We start from the raw sequence: 15861 nt of genomic DNA on the forward strand, positions 1-15861 counted from the left end.
GTTTCAAAGCAGTAGTAGTGGTAGGCAGTAGGCGAAAAAACTAGAGAAAATGAAAGGAGAGGGAAAATGTTCGAACTCGTAGACAACGTCCCGCAAAGCCCGGTAATCAAAGTTATCGGTGTCGGTGGTGGTGGTGGTAATGCTGTTAACCATATGGTTAAGAGCAACATCGAAGGTGTGGAATTCATCTGCGCCAACACTGACGCGCAAGCGCTGAAAAGCATCGGCGCACGGACCATCCTGCAATTGGGCACTGGTGTGACCAAGGGTTTGGGTGCTGGTGCCAACCCTGAAGTAGGTCGTCAGGCTGCACTGGAAGACCGTGAGCGCATTGCTGAAGTGCTACAGGGCACCAACATGGTGTTCATTACCACTGGCATGGGCGGCGGTACCGGTACCGGTGCTGCACCGATCATTGCCGAAGTGGCCAAGGAAATGGGGATCCTCACCGTTGCAGTGGTGACTCGTCCGTTCCCGTTCGAAGGCCGCAAGCGCATGCAGATCGCCGATGAAGGCATCCGTCTGCTGTCGGAAAGCGTTGACTCGTTGATCACCATTCCTAACGAGAAGCTGCTGACCATCCTCGGTAAGGACGCCAGCCTGCTGTCGGCTTTCGCCAAGGCTGACGATGTACTGGCCGGTGCCGTTCGCGGTATCTCCGACATCATCAAACGTCCGGGCATGATCAACGTCGACTTCGCTGACGTACGCACCGTGATGAGCGAAATGGGGATGGCGATGATGGGCACTGGCTGCGCCAGCGGTCCGAACCGTGCACGTGAAGCGACTGAAGCAGCCATCCGCAACCCGCTGCTCGAAGACGTCAACCTGCAAGGTGCTCGCGGCATCCTGGTCAACATCACTGCCGGTCCTGACCTGTCTCTGGGTGAGTATTCGGACGTGGGTAGCATCATTGAAGCGTTCGCCTCCGAGCACGCGATGGTCAAGGTCGGTACGGTTATCGATCCGGACATGCGCGACGAGTTGCACGTGACTGTGGTTGCCACTGGCCTGGGCGCGAAAATCGAGAAACCTGTGAAGGTGATCGACAACACCCTGCAGACCTCGCAACAACATGCAGCGGTGCAACCTTCTGCACGTCAGGAGCTGCCGTCGGTGAATTACCGCGATCTGGACCGTCCGACTGTGATGCGCAACCAGGCTCACGCCGGTGCTGCCGCTGCTGCGAAGATGAATCCGCACGATGACCTGGATTATCTGGATATCCCGGCTTTCCTGCGTCGCCAGGCCGATTGATGAAATGTATCAGGGGTATTAGGGTGATTGGTGTTCAGCAAAGGCCGGGTCTGCTATTATCGCCAGCCTTTGTTGATACCAGTTCGCAACTTGCGCTGAAGCGGCCAATGCCATGATTAAACAACGCACCCTGAAAAATATTATCCGTGCCACAGGTGTAGGCCTGCACTCGGGGGAAAAGGTTTACCTGACCCTCAAGCCCGCACCTGTGAATACCGGCATCGTGTTTTGTCGTGCCGACCTCGACCCTGTGGTGCAGATCCCTGCCCGTGCGGAAAACGTCGGTGACACCACCCTGTCGACCACTTTGGTCAGCGGGGACACCAAGGTGGACACGGTAGAGCACTTGCTTTCGGCCATGGCTGGCCTTGGCATCGATAACGCCTACGTCGAACTCTCTGCCTCCGAAGTTCCAATCATGGACGGCAGCGCGGGACCCTTCGTATTCCTGATTCAATCTGCCGGCCTGGAAGAACAGGACGCAGCCAAGAAATTCATTCGTATCCTGAAAGAAGTCACCGTGGAAGAGGACGGCAAAACCGCCACTTTCCTGCCTTTCGAAGGGTTCAAGGTGAGTTTCGAGATCGACTTCGACCACCCTGTTTTCCGTAACCGTACCCAAAGTGCAACCGTGGATTTTTCCAGCACTTCTTTTGTTAAAGAAGTCAGCCGCGCCCGTACCTTTGGGTTCATGAGTGATATCGAGTACCTGCGCAAGCACAACCTCGCACTTGGCGGTAGCGTAGAAAATGCCATCGTGGTCGACAAGGACGGCGTGCTTAACGAAGACGGTCTGCGGTACGAGGACGAATTCGTCAAACACAAAATCCTGGATGCAATCGGCGACCTTTACCTGCTGGGCAATAGCCTGATAGGCGAGTTCCGAGGCTTCAAGTCTGGGCACGCACTGAACAACGTCCTTCTTCGCGCATTGATTGCGCAGAAAGATGCTTGGGAAATCGTGACCTTCGAAGACGCCAGCACCGCTCCGATCTCTTACATGCGTCCTGTTGCGGCCGTGTAATTAGTACTCTCTCTTTCCTTTTATTTTTTAAGGCTGCCTTCGGGTGGCCTTTTTTTATGGGATTTTGATGGTTGCCCAAAAAGTAATGGGCCAAGCCCAGTGCTGACTTGCTGCGCGCGAGCGCCCAGGTCCGGACGTTACATAAACGGCGCCTCGCGCCCGTTGGCCGGTGTGCCGCGCTTTAACCTTACTTATCATTGTGCGGAACAGAAAACCTCAACCCTTGGGCTTGCCATGACTCGCCAACCGCTCCAGCGCGGCACGCAGATTAGGGTCGGTAATACCCTCTGCCGTGGCCTGGATGCTTTCTGCGGCGCAGGCCGACAGGTGGATGGTGTGTCCTGTTGCGCCCTGCTGGACGGTAGGCGGTTGTACTTTGAACAGAATGCGCGTCAGGCTGGCGAATTCTTCAAAAGCGACCAGCTGTCGTTGCAGGCGTTTCTGTTGATAGCGCAGGCGCGTGGCCCAATGACCGTCGGTCACGATCAGCAACAGGCTGCCTTCACGCCAGGACGCGACGTGGCAGTGTTCACGAGCAGCCGGTTGCAGCTGGGTTTCGAGCAGGCGCTGTAAATGGGCCAGGCGCTGCGCGTGGTGGAATATGGCTTTAAGCGGCTTCGCCTCGCGGAGCAAGACGGCCGGCGCCCTTGCCGAAAGGGGACGAAATGCCATGTGGGACACCTTGAGTTACAGAGCGGCCATGGTAGCAGAAAGCGCCCGTACGGCCTTGTTAGATGGGTTTTTCGTGCTTTTATGGACACATAAAGTGCGCCACTTCTTCCCTCAATGGGTTGAAGTCGGAAAAAACGACCCAATTGTAAAGCTGCCCCATTAGAGCGTTGTGCCGGTATCGTGGAATAACGCCACTTTCCTCACCACCGTTTCCGGGTAGAATGCTCGTTCGCATGCGGCCATGAGGGCTGCACGGGCGACTCACGGGGCCGCCCTCCATCCCTATGTGTGGAAGATCCTGTCGATATGTTTGCGCCTTTGTTAAAGAAACTTTTTGGAAGCAAGAACGAGCGTGAAGTCAAACGCATGCTCAAGACGGTCGTCACCGTCAATGCCTTCGAAGAGCAAATGGTGGCCCTTTCGGACGAGCAATTGCGTGCCAAGACCGAAGAGTTCAAGGCCCGTTTAGCCAAAGGTGAGACCCTCGATCAACTGCTGCCTGAAGCTTTTGCGGTTGCCCGCGAAGCCGGCAAGCGTGTCATGGGTATGCGCCACTTCGACGTCCAGTTGATTGGCGGCACGGCCCTGCACGAAGGCATGATCGCTGAAATGCGTACCGGTGAAGGCAAGACCCTGGTGGCAACACTGGCGGTTTACCTGAACGCGCTGTCCGGTAAGGGCGTGCACGTTATTACCGTGAACGACTATCTGGCTCGTCGTGACGCCAACTGGATGCGTCCGCTGTACGAATTCCTCGGTCTGACCGTCGGCGTTGTCACGCCTTTCCAGCCGCCGGAAGAGAAACGCGCTGCTTATGCGGCGGATATCACCTACGGTACCAACAACGAATTCGGTTTCGATTACCTGCGCGACAACATGGCTTTCAGCATGGAAGAAAAATTCCAGCGCGAGCTTAACTTCGCTGTAATCGACGAAGTCGACTCGATCCTGATCGACGAAGCGCGTACGCCGCTGATCATTTCCGGTCAGGCTGAAGACAGCTCCAAGCTGTACACCGAAATCAATAAACTGATCCCGCGACTCGAGCAGCACATCGAGGAAGTGGAGGGTGTTGTTACCAAGGCCGGGCATTTCACCGTTGACGAGAAAACCCGTCAGGTCGAACTGAACGAAGCCGGTCACCAGTTCATCGAAGAGATGCTGACTGAAGTCGGCCTGCTGGCGGTGGGCGAAAGCCTGTACTCGGCGCACAACCTGGGCCTCTTGACCCACGTTTACGCCGGTCTGCGTGCGCACAAACTGTTCCATCGCAACGTCGAGTACATCGTCCAGGACGGTCAGATCCTGCTGGTCGACGAACACACCGGTCGTACCATGCCGGGTCGTCGTCTGTCCGAAGGCCTGCATCAGGCCATCGAAGCGAAGGAGGTTCTGAACATTCAGGCCGAGAGCCAGACCCTGGCATCGACCACCTTCCAGAACTACTTCCGCCTGTACAACAAGCTGTCCGGCATGACCGGTACAGCGGACACCGAGGCGTTCGAGTTCCATCAGATCTACAGCTTGTCGGTAACGGTTATTCCGCCGAACAAGCCACTGGCGCGTAAAGACTTCAACGACCTGGTCTACCTGACAGCCGAAGAAAAATACGCCGCCATTGTCACCGATATCAAAGAGTGCCTGGCCCAGGGGCGTCCGGTACTGGTGGGTACGGCAACCATCGAAACCTCCGAGCACATGTCCAGCCTGTTGATCAAGGAAGGCATCGATCACAAGGTTCTGAACGCCAAGTACCACGAAAAAGAAGCCGAAATCATCGCCCAGGCCGGTCGTCCGGGTGCGCTGACCATCGCCACCAACATGGCCGGTCGTGGCACCGACATTCTGTTGGGCGGCAACTGGGAAGTGGAAGTCGCGGCCCTGGAAGAGCCGACCCCTGAGCAGATCGCTCAGATCAAAGCCGACTGGCAGAAACGCCATCAGCAAGTGATCGAAGCGGGTGGCCTGCATGTGATTGCTTCCGAGCGTCATGAATCGCGCCGTATCGATAACCAACTGCGCGGTCGTGCCGGTCGTCAGGGCGATACAGGTTCCAGCCGTTTCTACCTGTCGCTGGAAGACAGCTTGATGCGCATTTTCGCCTCTGATCGGGTGAAAAACTTCATGAAAGCGCTGGGCATGCAGTCCGGCGAAGCGATCGAGCACCGCATGGTGACCAATGCGATCGAAAAGGCGCAGCGTAAAGTCGAAGGCCGTAACTTCGACATTCGCAAGCAACTGCTCGAGTTCGATGACGTCTCCAACGAACAGCGTAAAGTGATTTACCACATGCGTAACAGCCTGCTGGCTGCGACCAACATTGGTGACACCATCGCTGACTTCCGTCTGGACGTGCTTAACAGCCTTGTCAGCCAGCACATTCCGCCACAGTCGCTGCCAGAGCAGTGGGATGTCGTGGGCCTGGAAGCGGCGCTGAACAGCGATTTCGGTGTTCAGCTACCGATCCAGCAGTGGCTCGACGAAGACGATCATCTGTACGAAGAAACCCTGCGCGAGAAGCTCCTGCAAGAGCTCCTGGCCGCGTACAACGATAAAGAAGAGCAAGCCAGTGCCGAAGCGCTGCGCACGTTCGAGAAGCAGATTCTGCTGCGTGTCCTCGACGACCTGTGGAAAGACCACCTGTCGACCATGGACCACCTGCGTCACGGTATCCACCTGCGTGGCTATGCACAGAAGAACCCGAAACAGGAATACAAACGCGAGTCCTTCGCGCTGTTCCAGGAACTGCTCGACTCGATCAAGCGCGACACTATCCGTGTGCTGTCTCACGTTCAGGTCCGCCGCGAAGACCCGGCCGAAGAAGAAGCTCGTCTGCGTCGCGACGCCGAGGAGCTGGCTCAACGTATGCAGTTCGAACACGCCGAGGCTCCAGGTCTGGATCAGCCCGAAGCGCTGTTGGAGGAGGGCGATGTTGCCGTCGCAGCTGCACCGGTTCGCAATGATCAGAAACTGGGTCGCAACGAAGTGTGCTGGTGTGGTTCGGGCAAAAAGTTCAAGCACTGCCACGGCCAGATCAACTAAGTTCAGCCTGGCGTTGTTAACCTGAAATACCCCGCGCCGCGACCGGCCCAGCCGTCGCGGCGTTTTTCCATCGATTGAGCCGTACCGATGCGGGCGGCGCAGATAGCTTTCAAGGAGCGCACTTCATGGCTGTTGGTCTTGGTCCTTTGCCGACGTTGCACCCGGTTCCTGGTTTTGAACTTGGCATTGCCTCTGCCGGAATCAAGCGCCCAGGGCGCAAAGACGTGGTGGTCATGCGCTGCGCTGAAGGTTCCAGCGTGGCGGGCGTGTTCACGCTGAACGCGTTCTGCGCCGCGCCGGTGATTCTGGCCAAACAGCGTGTACAAGGCCCTGTGCGTTATTTGCTGACCAACACCGGTAACGCCAACGCGGGCACCGGCGCGCCGGGGCTGGCCGCAGCTGCGCGTACCTGCGCCAAGCTTGCGGAGCTGGCGGGTGTCGACGCCAATACTGTGCTGCCCTATTCCACCGGGGTGATCGGTGAGCCGTTGCCTGTGGAGAAAATCGAAGGTGCGCTGCAAGCCGCCCTCGACGATCTGTCTGTGGATAACTGGGCCGCTGCGGCGACCGGGATCATGACCACTGACACTTTGCCCAAGGGTGCGAGCCGTCAGTTCCAGCATGAAGGCGTGACCATTACCGTCACCGGTATCAGCAAAGGCGCTGGCATGATTCGTCCTAATATGGCGACCATGCTGGGCTACATTGCCACTGACGCCAAGGTCGCTCAGAGCGTGTTGCAGGACCTGCTGCGTGATGGGGCTAACAAATCGTTCAACCGCATCACCATCGACGGCGACACCTCGACCAACGACTGCTGCATGCTGATCGCGACGGGCAAGGCCGCACTGCCGGAGATCACTGAGGCTAAAGGCCCATTGTTCGCCGCGCTCAAACAAGCCGTATTCGAAGTGTGCATGGACGTGGCTCAGGCTATCGTCCGTGATGGCGAGGGTGCAACCAAGTTCGTCACCGTTGAAGTGAATGGCGGCGGCAATCATCAGGAATGCCTGGACGTGGCTTACGCCGTGGCGCATTCCCCGTTGATCAAAACCGCGTTGTTCGCCTCCGATCCCAACTGGGGCCGGATCCTTGCGGCGGTGGGTCGTGCGGGTGTGCCGGACCTGGACGTCAGCAAGATCGACGTCTTCCTCGGTGCTGTGTGCATCGCCAGCCAGGGCTGCCGTGCAACCACCTACACCGAAGCTCAAGGCTCGGCGGTCATGGCCGAAGCTGAAATCACCATCCGCATCGAGCTGGGCCGTGGTGAATGCCGCGAAACCATCTGGACCACTGACCTGTCGCACGAGTACGTGAAGATCAACGCGGAATACCGTACGTAATCTGGACGCGCATTTTAGCTGAACAGGTGGGCGCGAATGTATTTGCTCCCACCTGACGTGATCGATCCGCCCTCCTGGAGAGTCCCGAACATGAGCTTGCACCTGATTATCGGCGACAAACGCTTTTCTTCCTGGTCGCTGCGTCCTGCGCTGGCGCTGGATATGATCGGCGTGCCCTATACCGAGCAAGTGATCTGGCTGAATCAGCCAGATAGCCGACAGCGGGCGCTTGAGCATTCGCCAACCGGCAAAGTGCCTCTCCTGAAAACCGAACACGGGACCATTGCTGACTCTTTGGCGATTATCGAGTACCTGGCCGAGCGTTTTCCTGAGGCCGGTCTCTGGCCGCAGGATATCGCCGCTCGGGCCCAGGCGCGTTCCGCCTGCGCACAGATGCACAGCGGGTTCATGGGCTTGCGCACGCACATGGGGTTCGACCTTCGGCGTGATGCGGCGCTGGACGTGATCCCTGTCGACGCTCAGGCCGACATCGACCGTATCGTTGCGTTGTGGGCTGAGTGTCGTGCAGCGGCCGTTGAGAGCGGCCCTTACCTGTTCGGCAAACTAAGCGCGGCGGATGCGTTTTTCGCTCCGGTTGCCGTACGCCTGCGGACCTATCGCGTGGCATTGCCCGCCGAGGCTGAGGCGTATGTTGAAACAATTTACCAGTGGCCTGCTTTTCAGCGCTGGCAGAAAGCAGGTTTAGAGGAAGTGGTGCGGTGAAACGAGTTCATGTAGCAGCGGCAGTGATTCGTGGTAACGACGGCAAAATCCTTATCGCGCGGCGTGCCGATACTCAGCATCAGGGCGGTTTGTGGGAGTTTCCCGGCGGTAAGGTCGAGACCGGTGAAACGGTCGAGACGGCGCTGGGACGTGAGCTGCTGGAAGAGCTGGGTATCGTGGTTGTCACCGCTCGCCCGCTGATCAAGGTTCAGCACGACTATCCGGACAAACAGGTGTTGCTGGATGTCTGGGAAGTGTCGGTGTTCACGGGCGAGCCGCATGGCGCCGAAGGCCAGCCATTGGCGTGGGTGTCTGCGCGCGAGCTGGCGGACTACGACTTTCCGGCGGCGAATCAGCCTGTCGTCGCGGCAGCACGCTTGCCCGGCGAATACCTGATTACCCCCGAGGGGCTGGAAACGCCTGAATTACTGCGCGGTTTGCAGAAGGCGATTGCCGGAGGAATCAAGCTGGTACAGCTGCGTTCGCCGAACGGGTACGACCCGAAATATCGCGACCTGGCGGTGGATGCCGTTGGACTGTGCGCAGGCAAGGCGCAGTTGATGCTCAAAGGACCGCTGGAGTGGCTGGGTGACTTTCCCGCTGCTGGTTGGCACCTGACGGCGGCGCAGTTGCGCAAACTCGCCAGCGCAGGCCGACCGTTCCCTGCGACGCGCTGGTTGGCGGCGTCCTGTCACAACGCTGAGGAATTGGCGCTGGCCGAGCAGATGGGGGTGGATTTCGTCACGTTGTCTCCGGTGCAGGCCACACAAACCCATCCAGACGCGCTGCCGATGGGGTGGGAGCAGGCGACGCAGTTGATCGCCGGCTTCAGCAAACCCGTGTTTTTGCTAGGCGGTGTCGGTGTCGATGATCGTCAGCGCGCCTGGGAAAGTGGCGCGCAAGGCGTAGCAGGGATTCGGGCGTTTTGGCCTGAGGTCTGACCGCCGCGATCTCTTGCAGGCGCGCTTGCCCGCGATAACGATTTGCCTGACACACCGCTATCGCGGGCAAGCACGCTCCTACGGTTTAGGCGCCGCCTGCCAAAGAATCTCGGCAACGCCCTGACGCTTGGCAATCAAGCGCGCCGCCACGAACAGCAGGTCCGACAGTCGGTTGATGTAGGCCAGGCCAACCCCTGCCAGTGGCTCGAGGGCATTCAGGTGTTGGCAACGGCGTTCGGCGCTACGGGCCAGGCTGCGGCACACGTGGGCCTGGGCGATCAGCGCCGAGCCGCCCGGCAAAATGAAGTTTTCCAGCGGTCCCAGCGTCCCGTTCCACAGATCGATGGCTGCCTCCAAACGCTCGATATCAGCGTGGTCGAGCGCTTGATACGCAGGCATCGCCAACTCGCCACCCAGATCGAACAACCGGTGCTGGCAAGGCGTCAGTACCTCGATCAGCTCGCTCAAGCCCGGATAACGCTCGACCTGTTCAGCCAACCCCGCGAGCAATACGCCCACTTGGCTGTTCAATGTATCGACCTCGCCAATGGCCTCGATACGCGGGTGGTCCTTGGGTACGCGGCGGCCATCACCAAGGCCGGTTTCGCCTTTATCGCCCGTACGCGTGTAAATTTTCGACAGGCGAAAGCCCATGGTTATAACTCCGAAAGGGACTGTTCCTGAACGTTGATCGCGCTGCCGGCCAGCGGCAGGCGCAGGGTAAAGCAGGTGCCCTGGCCTGGGGTCGATTGCACTTCCATCTGGCCTTTGTGGTTGTTGGTGATGATGAAGTACGACACGGACAAACCGAGCCCTGTGCCCTGGCCGATTTCCTTGGTGGTGAAAAACGGCTCGAAGGTGCGTTTTCGTACATTCTCGGGCATCCCGACGCCATTGTCCTCCACCTGAATTTCGGCCCATGGCGGGTTCAGTCGGGTGCGCAGGATGATGCGTCCCGGTTCGCTGTCATTTTCACGTTGGTGGATGGCCTGCGCGGCGTTCTTCAGCAAATTGAGCAGCACCTGTTCCAGCTCGTTAGCCGTGCCGGGTACGGGGCCCAGGTTAGGGTCGAACTGACGAATAATGGCCTGGCCCTTGAAGTCGAAGCCGATGGTCAGGTCGAAGTCGTTACTGGCGATCTCTACGGCCTGATCGATCAAGGCGGGCAAGTCGCAGGGCGCCATCTGTCGGTTGCTGAGTCGGCTGAAACTGAGCATGTGGCTGACGATTTTGGCGGCTCGGGCGCCAGCCTGCTGGATGCCTTCGAGTAATTTAGGCACTTCCCGGCTTTCCAGGTACAGGTTGACCAACGCCAGATCAATGCCGTTTTGATCGGCCTGTTCGATGTTTTTCGCCAGATCCGGCGACAGGCGTCGGCGAATGTTCTGCACGTTATGCAGGATCGCGCCTAAGGGGTTGTTGATTTCGTGGGCCATGCCGGCCGCAAGCCCGCCGACGGACAGCATCTTCTCCGACTGCACCATCATGTCCTCCAGCGACAGTCGTTGGGTGATGTCATCGATGCGGATCACCACGCCACGTCCTGCGCCGCCCGTCAGCGGATAAAAGGTCAGTGCGTAGTGGTGAGGGACCTCATCTTTGATCCAGGTGACCCGCTCGATCTTGGTGACCGTGTGCCGCTCGACCGTGTGTTTGATCTTCGGCAGGAAAGCCTTCATCGGCTCAAAGGCGAGGAAGATCGGCTGATTGAGGGCTTCATCCAGTGGCGTGCCGGAGAGGGCGCTGGCCTCCTGGTTCCATTGCGTGACATACAGCTGTTCGTCGAGCGCGATCAGCGCTGACGGCATCGAGTCGATGATGCTGTTGAGGTAGTTCTGGAAACCGGTGAGTTTCTTCTCGATCTTGCTGCGCACCTGCACTTCGAGTTCGAGTTTACGGTTGGTGTGGCGGGTTTCTTCTGCCAGGCCCTGCGCTTGGTCGTAGGCCTCTTGAGAGTCGTCCCGCGCACGTTTGAGCTGCTGCTCCCGGGCTTCGATACGCGAAAGCATGGTGTTGAAGGCTTCAGCCAGGCTGCCGATTTCATCGTCGTTGCCCCGTTTGGCCCGCAGCGCGTAGTTTTCCTCGCGGGTCACCTGGCGCGACAGCTCTTCGAGCTGATAGATCGGCTCGGTGATCAGGCGCCGAATCTGCCGGGCGATGATCAGCCACAGCAACACGCTGAACACCAGAATCCCCAGACTGGCGGTGAACGTGCCGGTGTAAAACGCCATCGGCAGCTCACTGCTGGCCACCAGCAATAAATAGCCTGGTGCTTCGCCTGCCTTGGGGATGGGAATCAGTTGGGTGCTGCGAAACTCGGTCAGGCGCCAGCCTTCTATGTTCTTGTAGTGTTCGGGCAAGTTGAGTTTCTCGCCCTGCTGCACCTGCGCCAAGCGCTCGCCGTTATTGTCGTACAGCGCTGCCGCACGCAATGGGCTATAGCTCTTGAGCTCCTTGAGCAAGGCTTTGGCGTTGCTCTCCGACGTTAACGCGTCCTGGCTGAGAGCGGGGTTGCTGAGCAGCCGGCCAATGGTCTGCAAGGCCTGCGGGGCCATGCTTTCCTGGGAAATGTAATAGGCGGCGCTGATGAAGGTCAGGTTGGCCACCAACAATACTGTGGTCAGCAAGACCAGCAAGGCGGCCAGAAGCTTCTGTCCTACCGGTAGATTTTCTAGGCGCTGGCGCAATGGCATCGGGCGAATCACTGGCGATTGATGAACCCGCAGGGTAACGCGCGGTTCAGGCACTGAGCAATATTGGCCACGCCGTAATCTAGTCGGTGCGCAACCCGCGTGACTGCAAATGGGTGATCAGTCGCGCTTGCAGTTGAGTCAGGTGTGGCAGCGAGCACTGATGACGCGCCGCTACCGCGCAGGCGTGGCCCAACAGATAACTGATTTCGGTGCGGCGGCCGTGGGCGACGTCCTGATACATCGACGAATAGTTGGCTGCCGTCGCCTGAATCACCCGCTCGACCTCGCTGTGCAAGTCCTCGGCTGCAGCGGGCTGGCCGCAGCAACCGAGCAGTTCGGTCAATTCAGCGCACAGTGTCGCGACTTCGCAGTGGTGGGTTGCCAGCCCACCGTTGCGGCAGTCATGGAGCACGGTCAGTGGGTTGATCGCGCAGTTCAGCGCCAGCTTGCGCCAGAGCCGGGTGAGGATGTCCGGGGTCCACTCATGAGGGATACCGCTGGTCTGTAGCTCGCTCAGCCATGTGGGCGGCGTCGGGTCCTTGGCGTCGCCCAGCCAGGTGTAGCCGTGGCCGGCAAATACCACACGCCAGTCGCCGTCGCGAAAAGCACCCTCGGTACTCGACGCAAATATACAGCGGGCCTGAGGCACCTTTGCCGCGACCGCATCCTGACTGCCGAGGCCATTTTGCAACAGGATCAATTCGGCGGTGGCGCTCAATCGCGGAGTCAGGCGGGCGACGGCGGCTTCGGCGTCATAGGCTTTGCACGCCACCAGCAGTCGCTCGATGGGTTCTGCTGCGTCGAATGTTTGCGCGGGGATGGCCAAGGTATGGCTGTGGCCTTGCTCGACCAGAGTCAGACCGCCGGCGGCCTCGTAAGCCGCCAGACGCGCCGGGTCGCGCAAAATCAGGCGTACCGGCAATCCGGCGCGTGCCAGGCGGGTCGCCCACAAGCTACCGAGGCTGCCGACGCCTAAAACATGCCAGATAACAGCCATCAGCCATTCACTGGCGAAGGTATGACGAGGCGTTGAATGAAGGAATTGGAATTCAACATGGCAGGCTCGCAGCGACGGTGGGGAAAGTCCCGTTATAATGACGGCGCATTCATACCGTCAAGTCAGGCGTGCTCCATCTTCATATTGAGCCGCGCCGTTTATCTGGAGAAATTACATGCCCTCGTTCGACGTAGTGTCCGAACTGGATAAACACGAAGTCACTAACGCCGTCGACAATGCCATCAAAGAGCTGGATCGTCGGTACGACCTTAAAGGCAAAGGCACATTCGAGTTCAAGGAATTGACCGTGAACCTCACCGCCGAGGCAGACTTTCAGCTCGAGGCGATGGTCGAAATCCTCAAGCTGTGCCTGGTCAAACGCAAGATTGATGTGCAATGCCTTGAGCTCAAGGATGCTTATGCGTCCGGCAAATTGATGAAGCAGGAAGCCACACTCAAGGAAGGCATTGATAAAGAGATGGCGAAGAAAATCGTCGCTCATATCAAAGACGCCAAGCTAAAAGTACAGGCTGCCATTCAGGGCGAGCAAGTTCGAGTGACGGGCAAGAAACGTGATGACCTGCAAGACGCGATGGCAGTACTGCGTGGTCATGAGTTTGGCATGCCCTTACAGTTCAACAATTTCCGCGATTAAAAGGAGGCGTAAATGGATTTGAATGCTCAAGTCAGTCATCTGCAGAAGCTCTCTGAAGCCTGGATTCCATTGTTCTTGCAATACGGCAGCCGCGTGCTACTGGCAGTGGTCACCCTTGGCATCGGCTGGTGGGTGATCAACACAGTGACCCGTAAGTTGGGTGGGCTCTTGGCGCTGCGCAATGCCGATCTGGCCTTGCAGGGCTTCATCGGCAGCCTGGCTAACATCATTCTCAAGGTACTACTGATCGTCAGCGTCGCGTCGATGATCGGTGTCGAAACGACCTCGTTCGTGGCCGCCATCGGTGCCGCGGGTCTGGCCATCGGTCTGGCGTTGCAGGGCAGCCTGGCGAACTTTGCTGGCGGCGTGCTGATTTTGCTGTTTCGCCCGTTCCGCATTGGCGACTGGATCGAAGCCCAAAGCGTCAGCGGCACGGTCGACAACATCCTGATCTTCCATACGGTTCTGCGCACAGGTGATAACAAGACAGTGATCGTGCCTAACGGCATCCTGTCGAATGGCATCATCACCAACACCAACCGTCAGCCAACCCGTAAGGTGGTGTTCGACATTGGTGTGGAGCATGACGCTGATCTGCGGCAAGCCCTGCAGGTGCTGCTGGAGATGGCTCAGGATCCTCGCGTGTTACAGGATCCGGCGCCTCAGGCCGTGGTCGCAACGTTGGGTGAAAATGCTATTACCCTGTCGCTGCGTGCATGGGCCAAGACCGGCGACTATGCCGATGTCGTCGCCCATTTCAACATCGAAGCGCGGGATCGTTTGAAGGCCGCCAACATCAATATCCCTGCGCCACAGCGGATGGTTCGCGTGGTGCAGGAGACGGCCGCACAATAAACTGATTCTGCTGAAAAACAAAAAGCCCCGCGAGTCGGGGCTTTTGCTTGCAGGGCGGTCTAAGGCTGTTCGCTGACCGGCGTTTCAATCGCTTCCGACACCTGCACGGCTTTGGCCCGTCGCGCCTCCTGAGACCATTGCAGGGCAATCATCACCAAGGTTGGCAGGCCGAGTACGGCGGTGATCAGGAAGAAGGTGTGGTAGCCGAACCGTTCTACCATCACCCCGGAATAGCCACCGATCAGGCGTGGCAACAGGAGCATGATCGAGCTGAGCAGGGCGTATTGTGTCGCCGAGAACTTCAGGTTGGTCAGACTCGACAGATAGGCGACGAAAGCAGACGTAGCCAACCCGGCGCTGAAGTTGTCCAGAGAGATGGTCACGACCAGCATCTGCAGATTCGGGCCCATGTCGGCGAGCAACAGGAACAGCAGGTTGGTGGCCGCAGAAGCCGCCCCGCCAATAAACAGGATCGGCAAGATGCCGAAACGCACGATCAACAGGCCGCCAAAGCCCGCGCCCAACAGGGTCATGATCAATCCGAATATTTTGCTGACGCTGGCGATCTGGTCTTTGGTGAAGCCCTGGTCGATATAAAACACATTGGCCATCACCCCCATTACGGTGTCCGACATTCGATAGGTGGCGATGAGGCCGAGCAGCAAAAATGCCTGCCAGCGATAGCGCCTGATGAAGTCGTTGATCGGGGTCAGTACCGGTGCCAGCCCGCGTCGTCCAATGGATGACAGGCACAGGGTGGTCAGGGTGATGTACAGGATGGCGCGTAAAAATGCTCGGTCTTCGAGCAGCAACGTGACCCAGCTGGTGCCGTTGAACAGCACGCTGGCGAAGTCCGTGTAGTACAGCTGGGTGAACATCGCGGGGACCGAAACCAGCAAAATGATCAGCACGAAGACTGACGCCAGTTGGTGGTTGAATCCGTAGCGCGCCGCAGACAGTTGGGTGCGCAGCGGTACCGGTGGCTCCCGCATGACCATGGTGGTGACCAGTGCGGGCAGCATCAAAAGAGCAAACAGAATGTAAGTGCCTGCCCACGCCGAGTGTTTGTAACTGAAGCCGGTCGAGCCAAAGCCTTCGGCAAAGTACAGTGCTCCCGCGGTTGAAAGCAGGGCGGCAACGCGGTACCCGGACATGTAGCTCGCCGCCAGTGCAGCCTGACGGCTGTCTTCAGCAATCTCCAGGCGATAGGCGTCGATCGCGATGTCTTGCGTCGCGGACGAGAATGCCACCAGTACGGCAATGGCGATCAACCAGGACAGGTGTTTTTGCGGGTCGCAAAAACCCATGCCGATCAAGCCAAGCACGACCAGCGATTGGGACAATATCAGCCACGATCGCCGCCGGCCAAGCTTGCCCAGGAATGGCAGGCGCCACTGGTCGAGCAGGGGCGACCACACCCACTTGAAGGCATAAGCCAAGCCGATGAGGCTGGCATAACCGATGGTTTCACGGGCAACACCCGCTTCGCGAAGCCAGACCGACAGCGTGGAAAACACGAGCATGTAAGGCATGCCCGCAGCGAATCCGAGCAGCAATAGCACGAGTGTCGAGGGACTGGCATAAGCGGCGAGCGCGGCGCGCCAGGATTTACGGGGCATGGGCTGAAGTCTGCCTCAGGTTACGAAAACAAAGGGCGCA

Annotated in this window: 13 protein-coding genes; 8 read left to right on the forward strand and 5 right to left on the reverse strand. The window is 58.6% G+C overall.

Annotated elements, in window-relative coordinates; all coding sequences use genetic code 11:
* The first annotated feature begins 66 nt into the window (after nucleotides 1–66).
* Complete coding sequence (gene ftsZ / locus AC1MEA_RS11575) at nucleotides 67–1257, forward strand: cell division protein FtsZ (RefSeq protein ID WP_219062251.1); 1191 nt, start codon at nucleotides 67–69, stop codon at nucleotides 1255–1257.
* A gap of 112 nt (nucleotides 1258–1369) precedes the next feature.
* On the forward strand, nucleotides 1370–2281 hold the full coding sequence (gene lpxC / locus AC1MEA_RS11580; RefSeq protein WP_219062250.1) for a UDP-3-O-acyl-N-acetylglucosamine deacetylase: 912 nt from the start codon (nucleotides 1370–1372) through the stop codon (nucleotides 2279–2281).
* 216 nt (nucleotides 2282–2497) lie between these two features.
* On the opposite strand, the gene AC1MEA_RS11585 is transcribed toward lpxC, so the two are convergent.
* Complete coding sequence (locus tag AC1MEA_RS11585) at nucleotides 2498–2953, reverse strand: DUF721 domain-containing protein (RefSeq protein ID WP_219062245.1); 456 nt, start codon at nucleotides 2951–2953, stop codon at nucleotides 2498–2500.
* Nucleotides 2954–3259: 306 nt separating this feature from the next.
* Between AC1MEA_RS11585 and secA the strand changes: the two genes are divergently transcribed.
* From secA to AC1MEA_RS11605, 4 genes are all read left to right on the forward strand, one after another.
* Nucleotides 3260–5995 carry a preprotein translocase subunit SecA gene (gene secA, locus AC1MEA_RS11590; protein ID WP_480917871.1) on the forward strand — a complete coding sequence of 912 codons (2736 nt, stop codon included), beginning with the start codon at nucleotides 3260–3262 and terminating at the stop codon, nucleotides 5993–5995.
* Between the two features lie 125 nt (nucleotides 5996–6120).
* Nucleotides 6121–7338 (forward strand): bifunctional glutamate N-acetyltransferase/amino-acid acetyltransferase ArgJ, encoded by a 1218-nt coding sequence (gene argJ, locus AC1MEA_RS11595; protein WP_219062243.1) that lies wholly within the window; start codon nucleotides 6121–6123, stop codon nucleotides 7336–7338.
* A gap of 90 nt (nucleotides 7339–7428) precedes the next feature.
* The gene (locus AC1MEA_RS11600; RefSeq protein WP_480917874.1) at nucleotides 7429–8061 is read left to right on the forward strand and encodes a glutathione S-transferase family protein; all 633 of its coding nucleotides are present in this window, start codon (nucleotides 7429–7431) and stop codon (nucleotides 8059–8061) included.
* Nucleotides 8058–9002: a Nudix family hydrolase gene (locus tag AC1MEA_RS11605; protein WP_480917876.1), complete on the forward strand. Its 945-nt coding sequence runs from the start codon at nucleotides 8058–8060 to the stop codon at nucleotides 9000–9002. Before AC1MEA_RS11600 ends, AC1MEA_RS11605 begins: the two co-directional genes overlap by 4 nt.
* Before the next feature lie 78 nt (nucleotides 9003–9080).
* On the opposite strand, the gene AC1MEA_RS11610 is transcribed toward AC1MEA_RS11605, so the two are convergent.
* The 3 genes from AC1MEA_RS11610 to AC1MEA_RS11620 form a co-directional block, all read right to left on the reverse strand.
* Nucleotides 9081–9656, reverse strand: a complete 576-nt coding sequence (locus AC1MEA_RS11610; protein WP_480917878.1) for a cob(I)yrinic acid a,c-diamide adenosyltransferase — start codon at nucleotides 9654–9656, stop codon at nucleotides 9081–9083.
* 2 nt (nucleotides 9657–9658) lie between these two features.
* Nucleotides 9659–11695, reverse strand: coding sequence for a sensor histidine kinase (locus AC1MEA_RS11615; protein ID WP_480918130.1), 2037 nt, complete (start codon nucleotides 11693–11695; stop codon nucleotides 9659–9661).
* A gap of 79 nt (nucleotides 11696–11774) precedes the next feature.
* Nucleotides 11775–12692 carry a putative 2-dehydropantoate 2-reductase gene (locus tag AC1MEA_RS11620; protein ID WP_480917880.1) on the reverse strand — a complete coding sequence of 306 codons (918 nt, stop codon included), beginning with the start codon at nucleotides 12690–12692 and terminating at the stop codon, nucleotides 11775–11777.
* Between the two features lie 175 nt (nucleotides 12693–12867).
* Here AC1MEA_RS11620 and AC1MEA_RS11625 point away from each other — a divergent pair, with 175 nt between their 5' ends.
* Together AC1MEA_RS11625 and AC1MEA_RS11630 are read left to right on the forward strand one after the other, a co-directional pair.
* On the forward strand, nucleotides 12868–13347 hold the full coding sequence (locus tag AC1MEA_RS11625) for a YajQ family cyclic di-GMP-binding protein (protein ID WP_449635018.1): 480 nt from the start codon (nucleotides 12868–12870) through the stop codon (nucleotides 13345–13347).
* 12 nt (nucleotides 13348–13359) lie between these two features.
* Nucleotides 13360–14202, forward strand: coding sequence for a mechanosensitive ion channel family protein (locus AC1MEA_RS11630; protein ID WP_480917882.1), 843 nt, complete (start codon nucleotides 13360–13362; stop codon nucleotides 14200–14202).
* Nucleotides 14203–14261: 59 nt separating this feature from the next.
* Here the strand turns inward: AC1MEA_RS11630 and AC1MEA_RS11635 are convergent, their stop codons facing one another.
* Nucleotides 14262–15821, reverse strand: a complete 1560-nt coding sequence (locus AC1MEA_RS11635) for an AmpG family muropeptide MFS transporter (RefSeq protein ID WP_480917884.1) — start codon at nucleotides 15819–15821, stop codon at nucleotides 14262–14264.
* Nucleotides 15822–15861 lie beyond the last annotated feature (40 nt).

Source organism: Pseudomonas sp. ASL8 (assembly GCF_056680355.1).

Bases quoted from the DNA above. Each gene is read 5' to 3' on its own strand.
- secA (WP_480917871.1), top strand. From the start codon at position 3,260: ATGTTTGCGCCTTTGTTAAAGAAACTTTTTGGAAGCAAGAACGAGCGT.
- AC1MEA_RS11600 (WP_480917874.1), top strand. From the start codon at position 7,429: ATGAGCTTGCACCTGATTATCGGCGACAAACGCTTTTCTTCCTGGTCG.
- AC1MEA_RS11585 (WP_219062245.1), bottom strand. From the start codon at position 2,953: ATGGCATTTCGTCCCCTTTCGGCAAGGGCGCCGGCCGTCTTGCTCCGC.
- AC1MEA_RS11625 (WP_449635018.1), top strand. From the start codon at position 12,868: ATGCCCTCGTTCGACGTAGTGTCCGAACTGGATAAACACGAAGTCACT.
- lpxC (WP_219062250.1), top strand. From the start codon at position 1,370: ATGATTAAACAACGCACCCTGAAAAATATTATCCGTGCCACAGGTGTA.
- AC1MEA_RS11630 (WP_480917882.1), top strand. From the start codon at position 13,360: ATGGATTTGAATGCTCAAGTCAGTCATCTGCAGAAGCTCTCTGAAGCC.
- ftsZ (WP_219062251.1), top strand. From the start codon at position 67: ATGTTCGAACTCGTAGACAACGTCCCGCAAAGCCCGGTAATCAAAGTT.
- AC1MEA_RS11620 (WP_480917880.1), bottom strand. From the start codon at position 12,692: ATGGCTGTTATCTGGCATGTTTTAGGCGTCGGCAGCCTCGGTAGCTTG.
- AC1MEA_RS11615 (WP_480918130.1), bottom strand. From the start codon at position 11,695: ATGCCATTGCGCCAGCGCCTAGAAAATCTACCGGTAGGACAGAAGCTT.
- argJ (WP_219062243.1), top strand. From the start codon at position 6,121: ATGGCTGTTGGTCTTGGTCCTTTGCCGACGTTGCACCCGGTTCCTGGT.
- AC1MEA_RS11610 (WP_480917878.1), bottom strand. From the start codon at position 9,656: ATGGGCTTTCGCCTGTCGAAAATTTACACGCGTACGGGCGATAAAGGC.
- AC1MEA_RS11635 (WP_480917884.1), bottom strand. From the start codon at position 15,821: ATGCCCCGTAAATCCTGGCGCGCCGCGCTCGCCGCTTATGCCAGTCCC.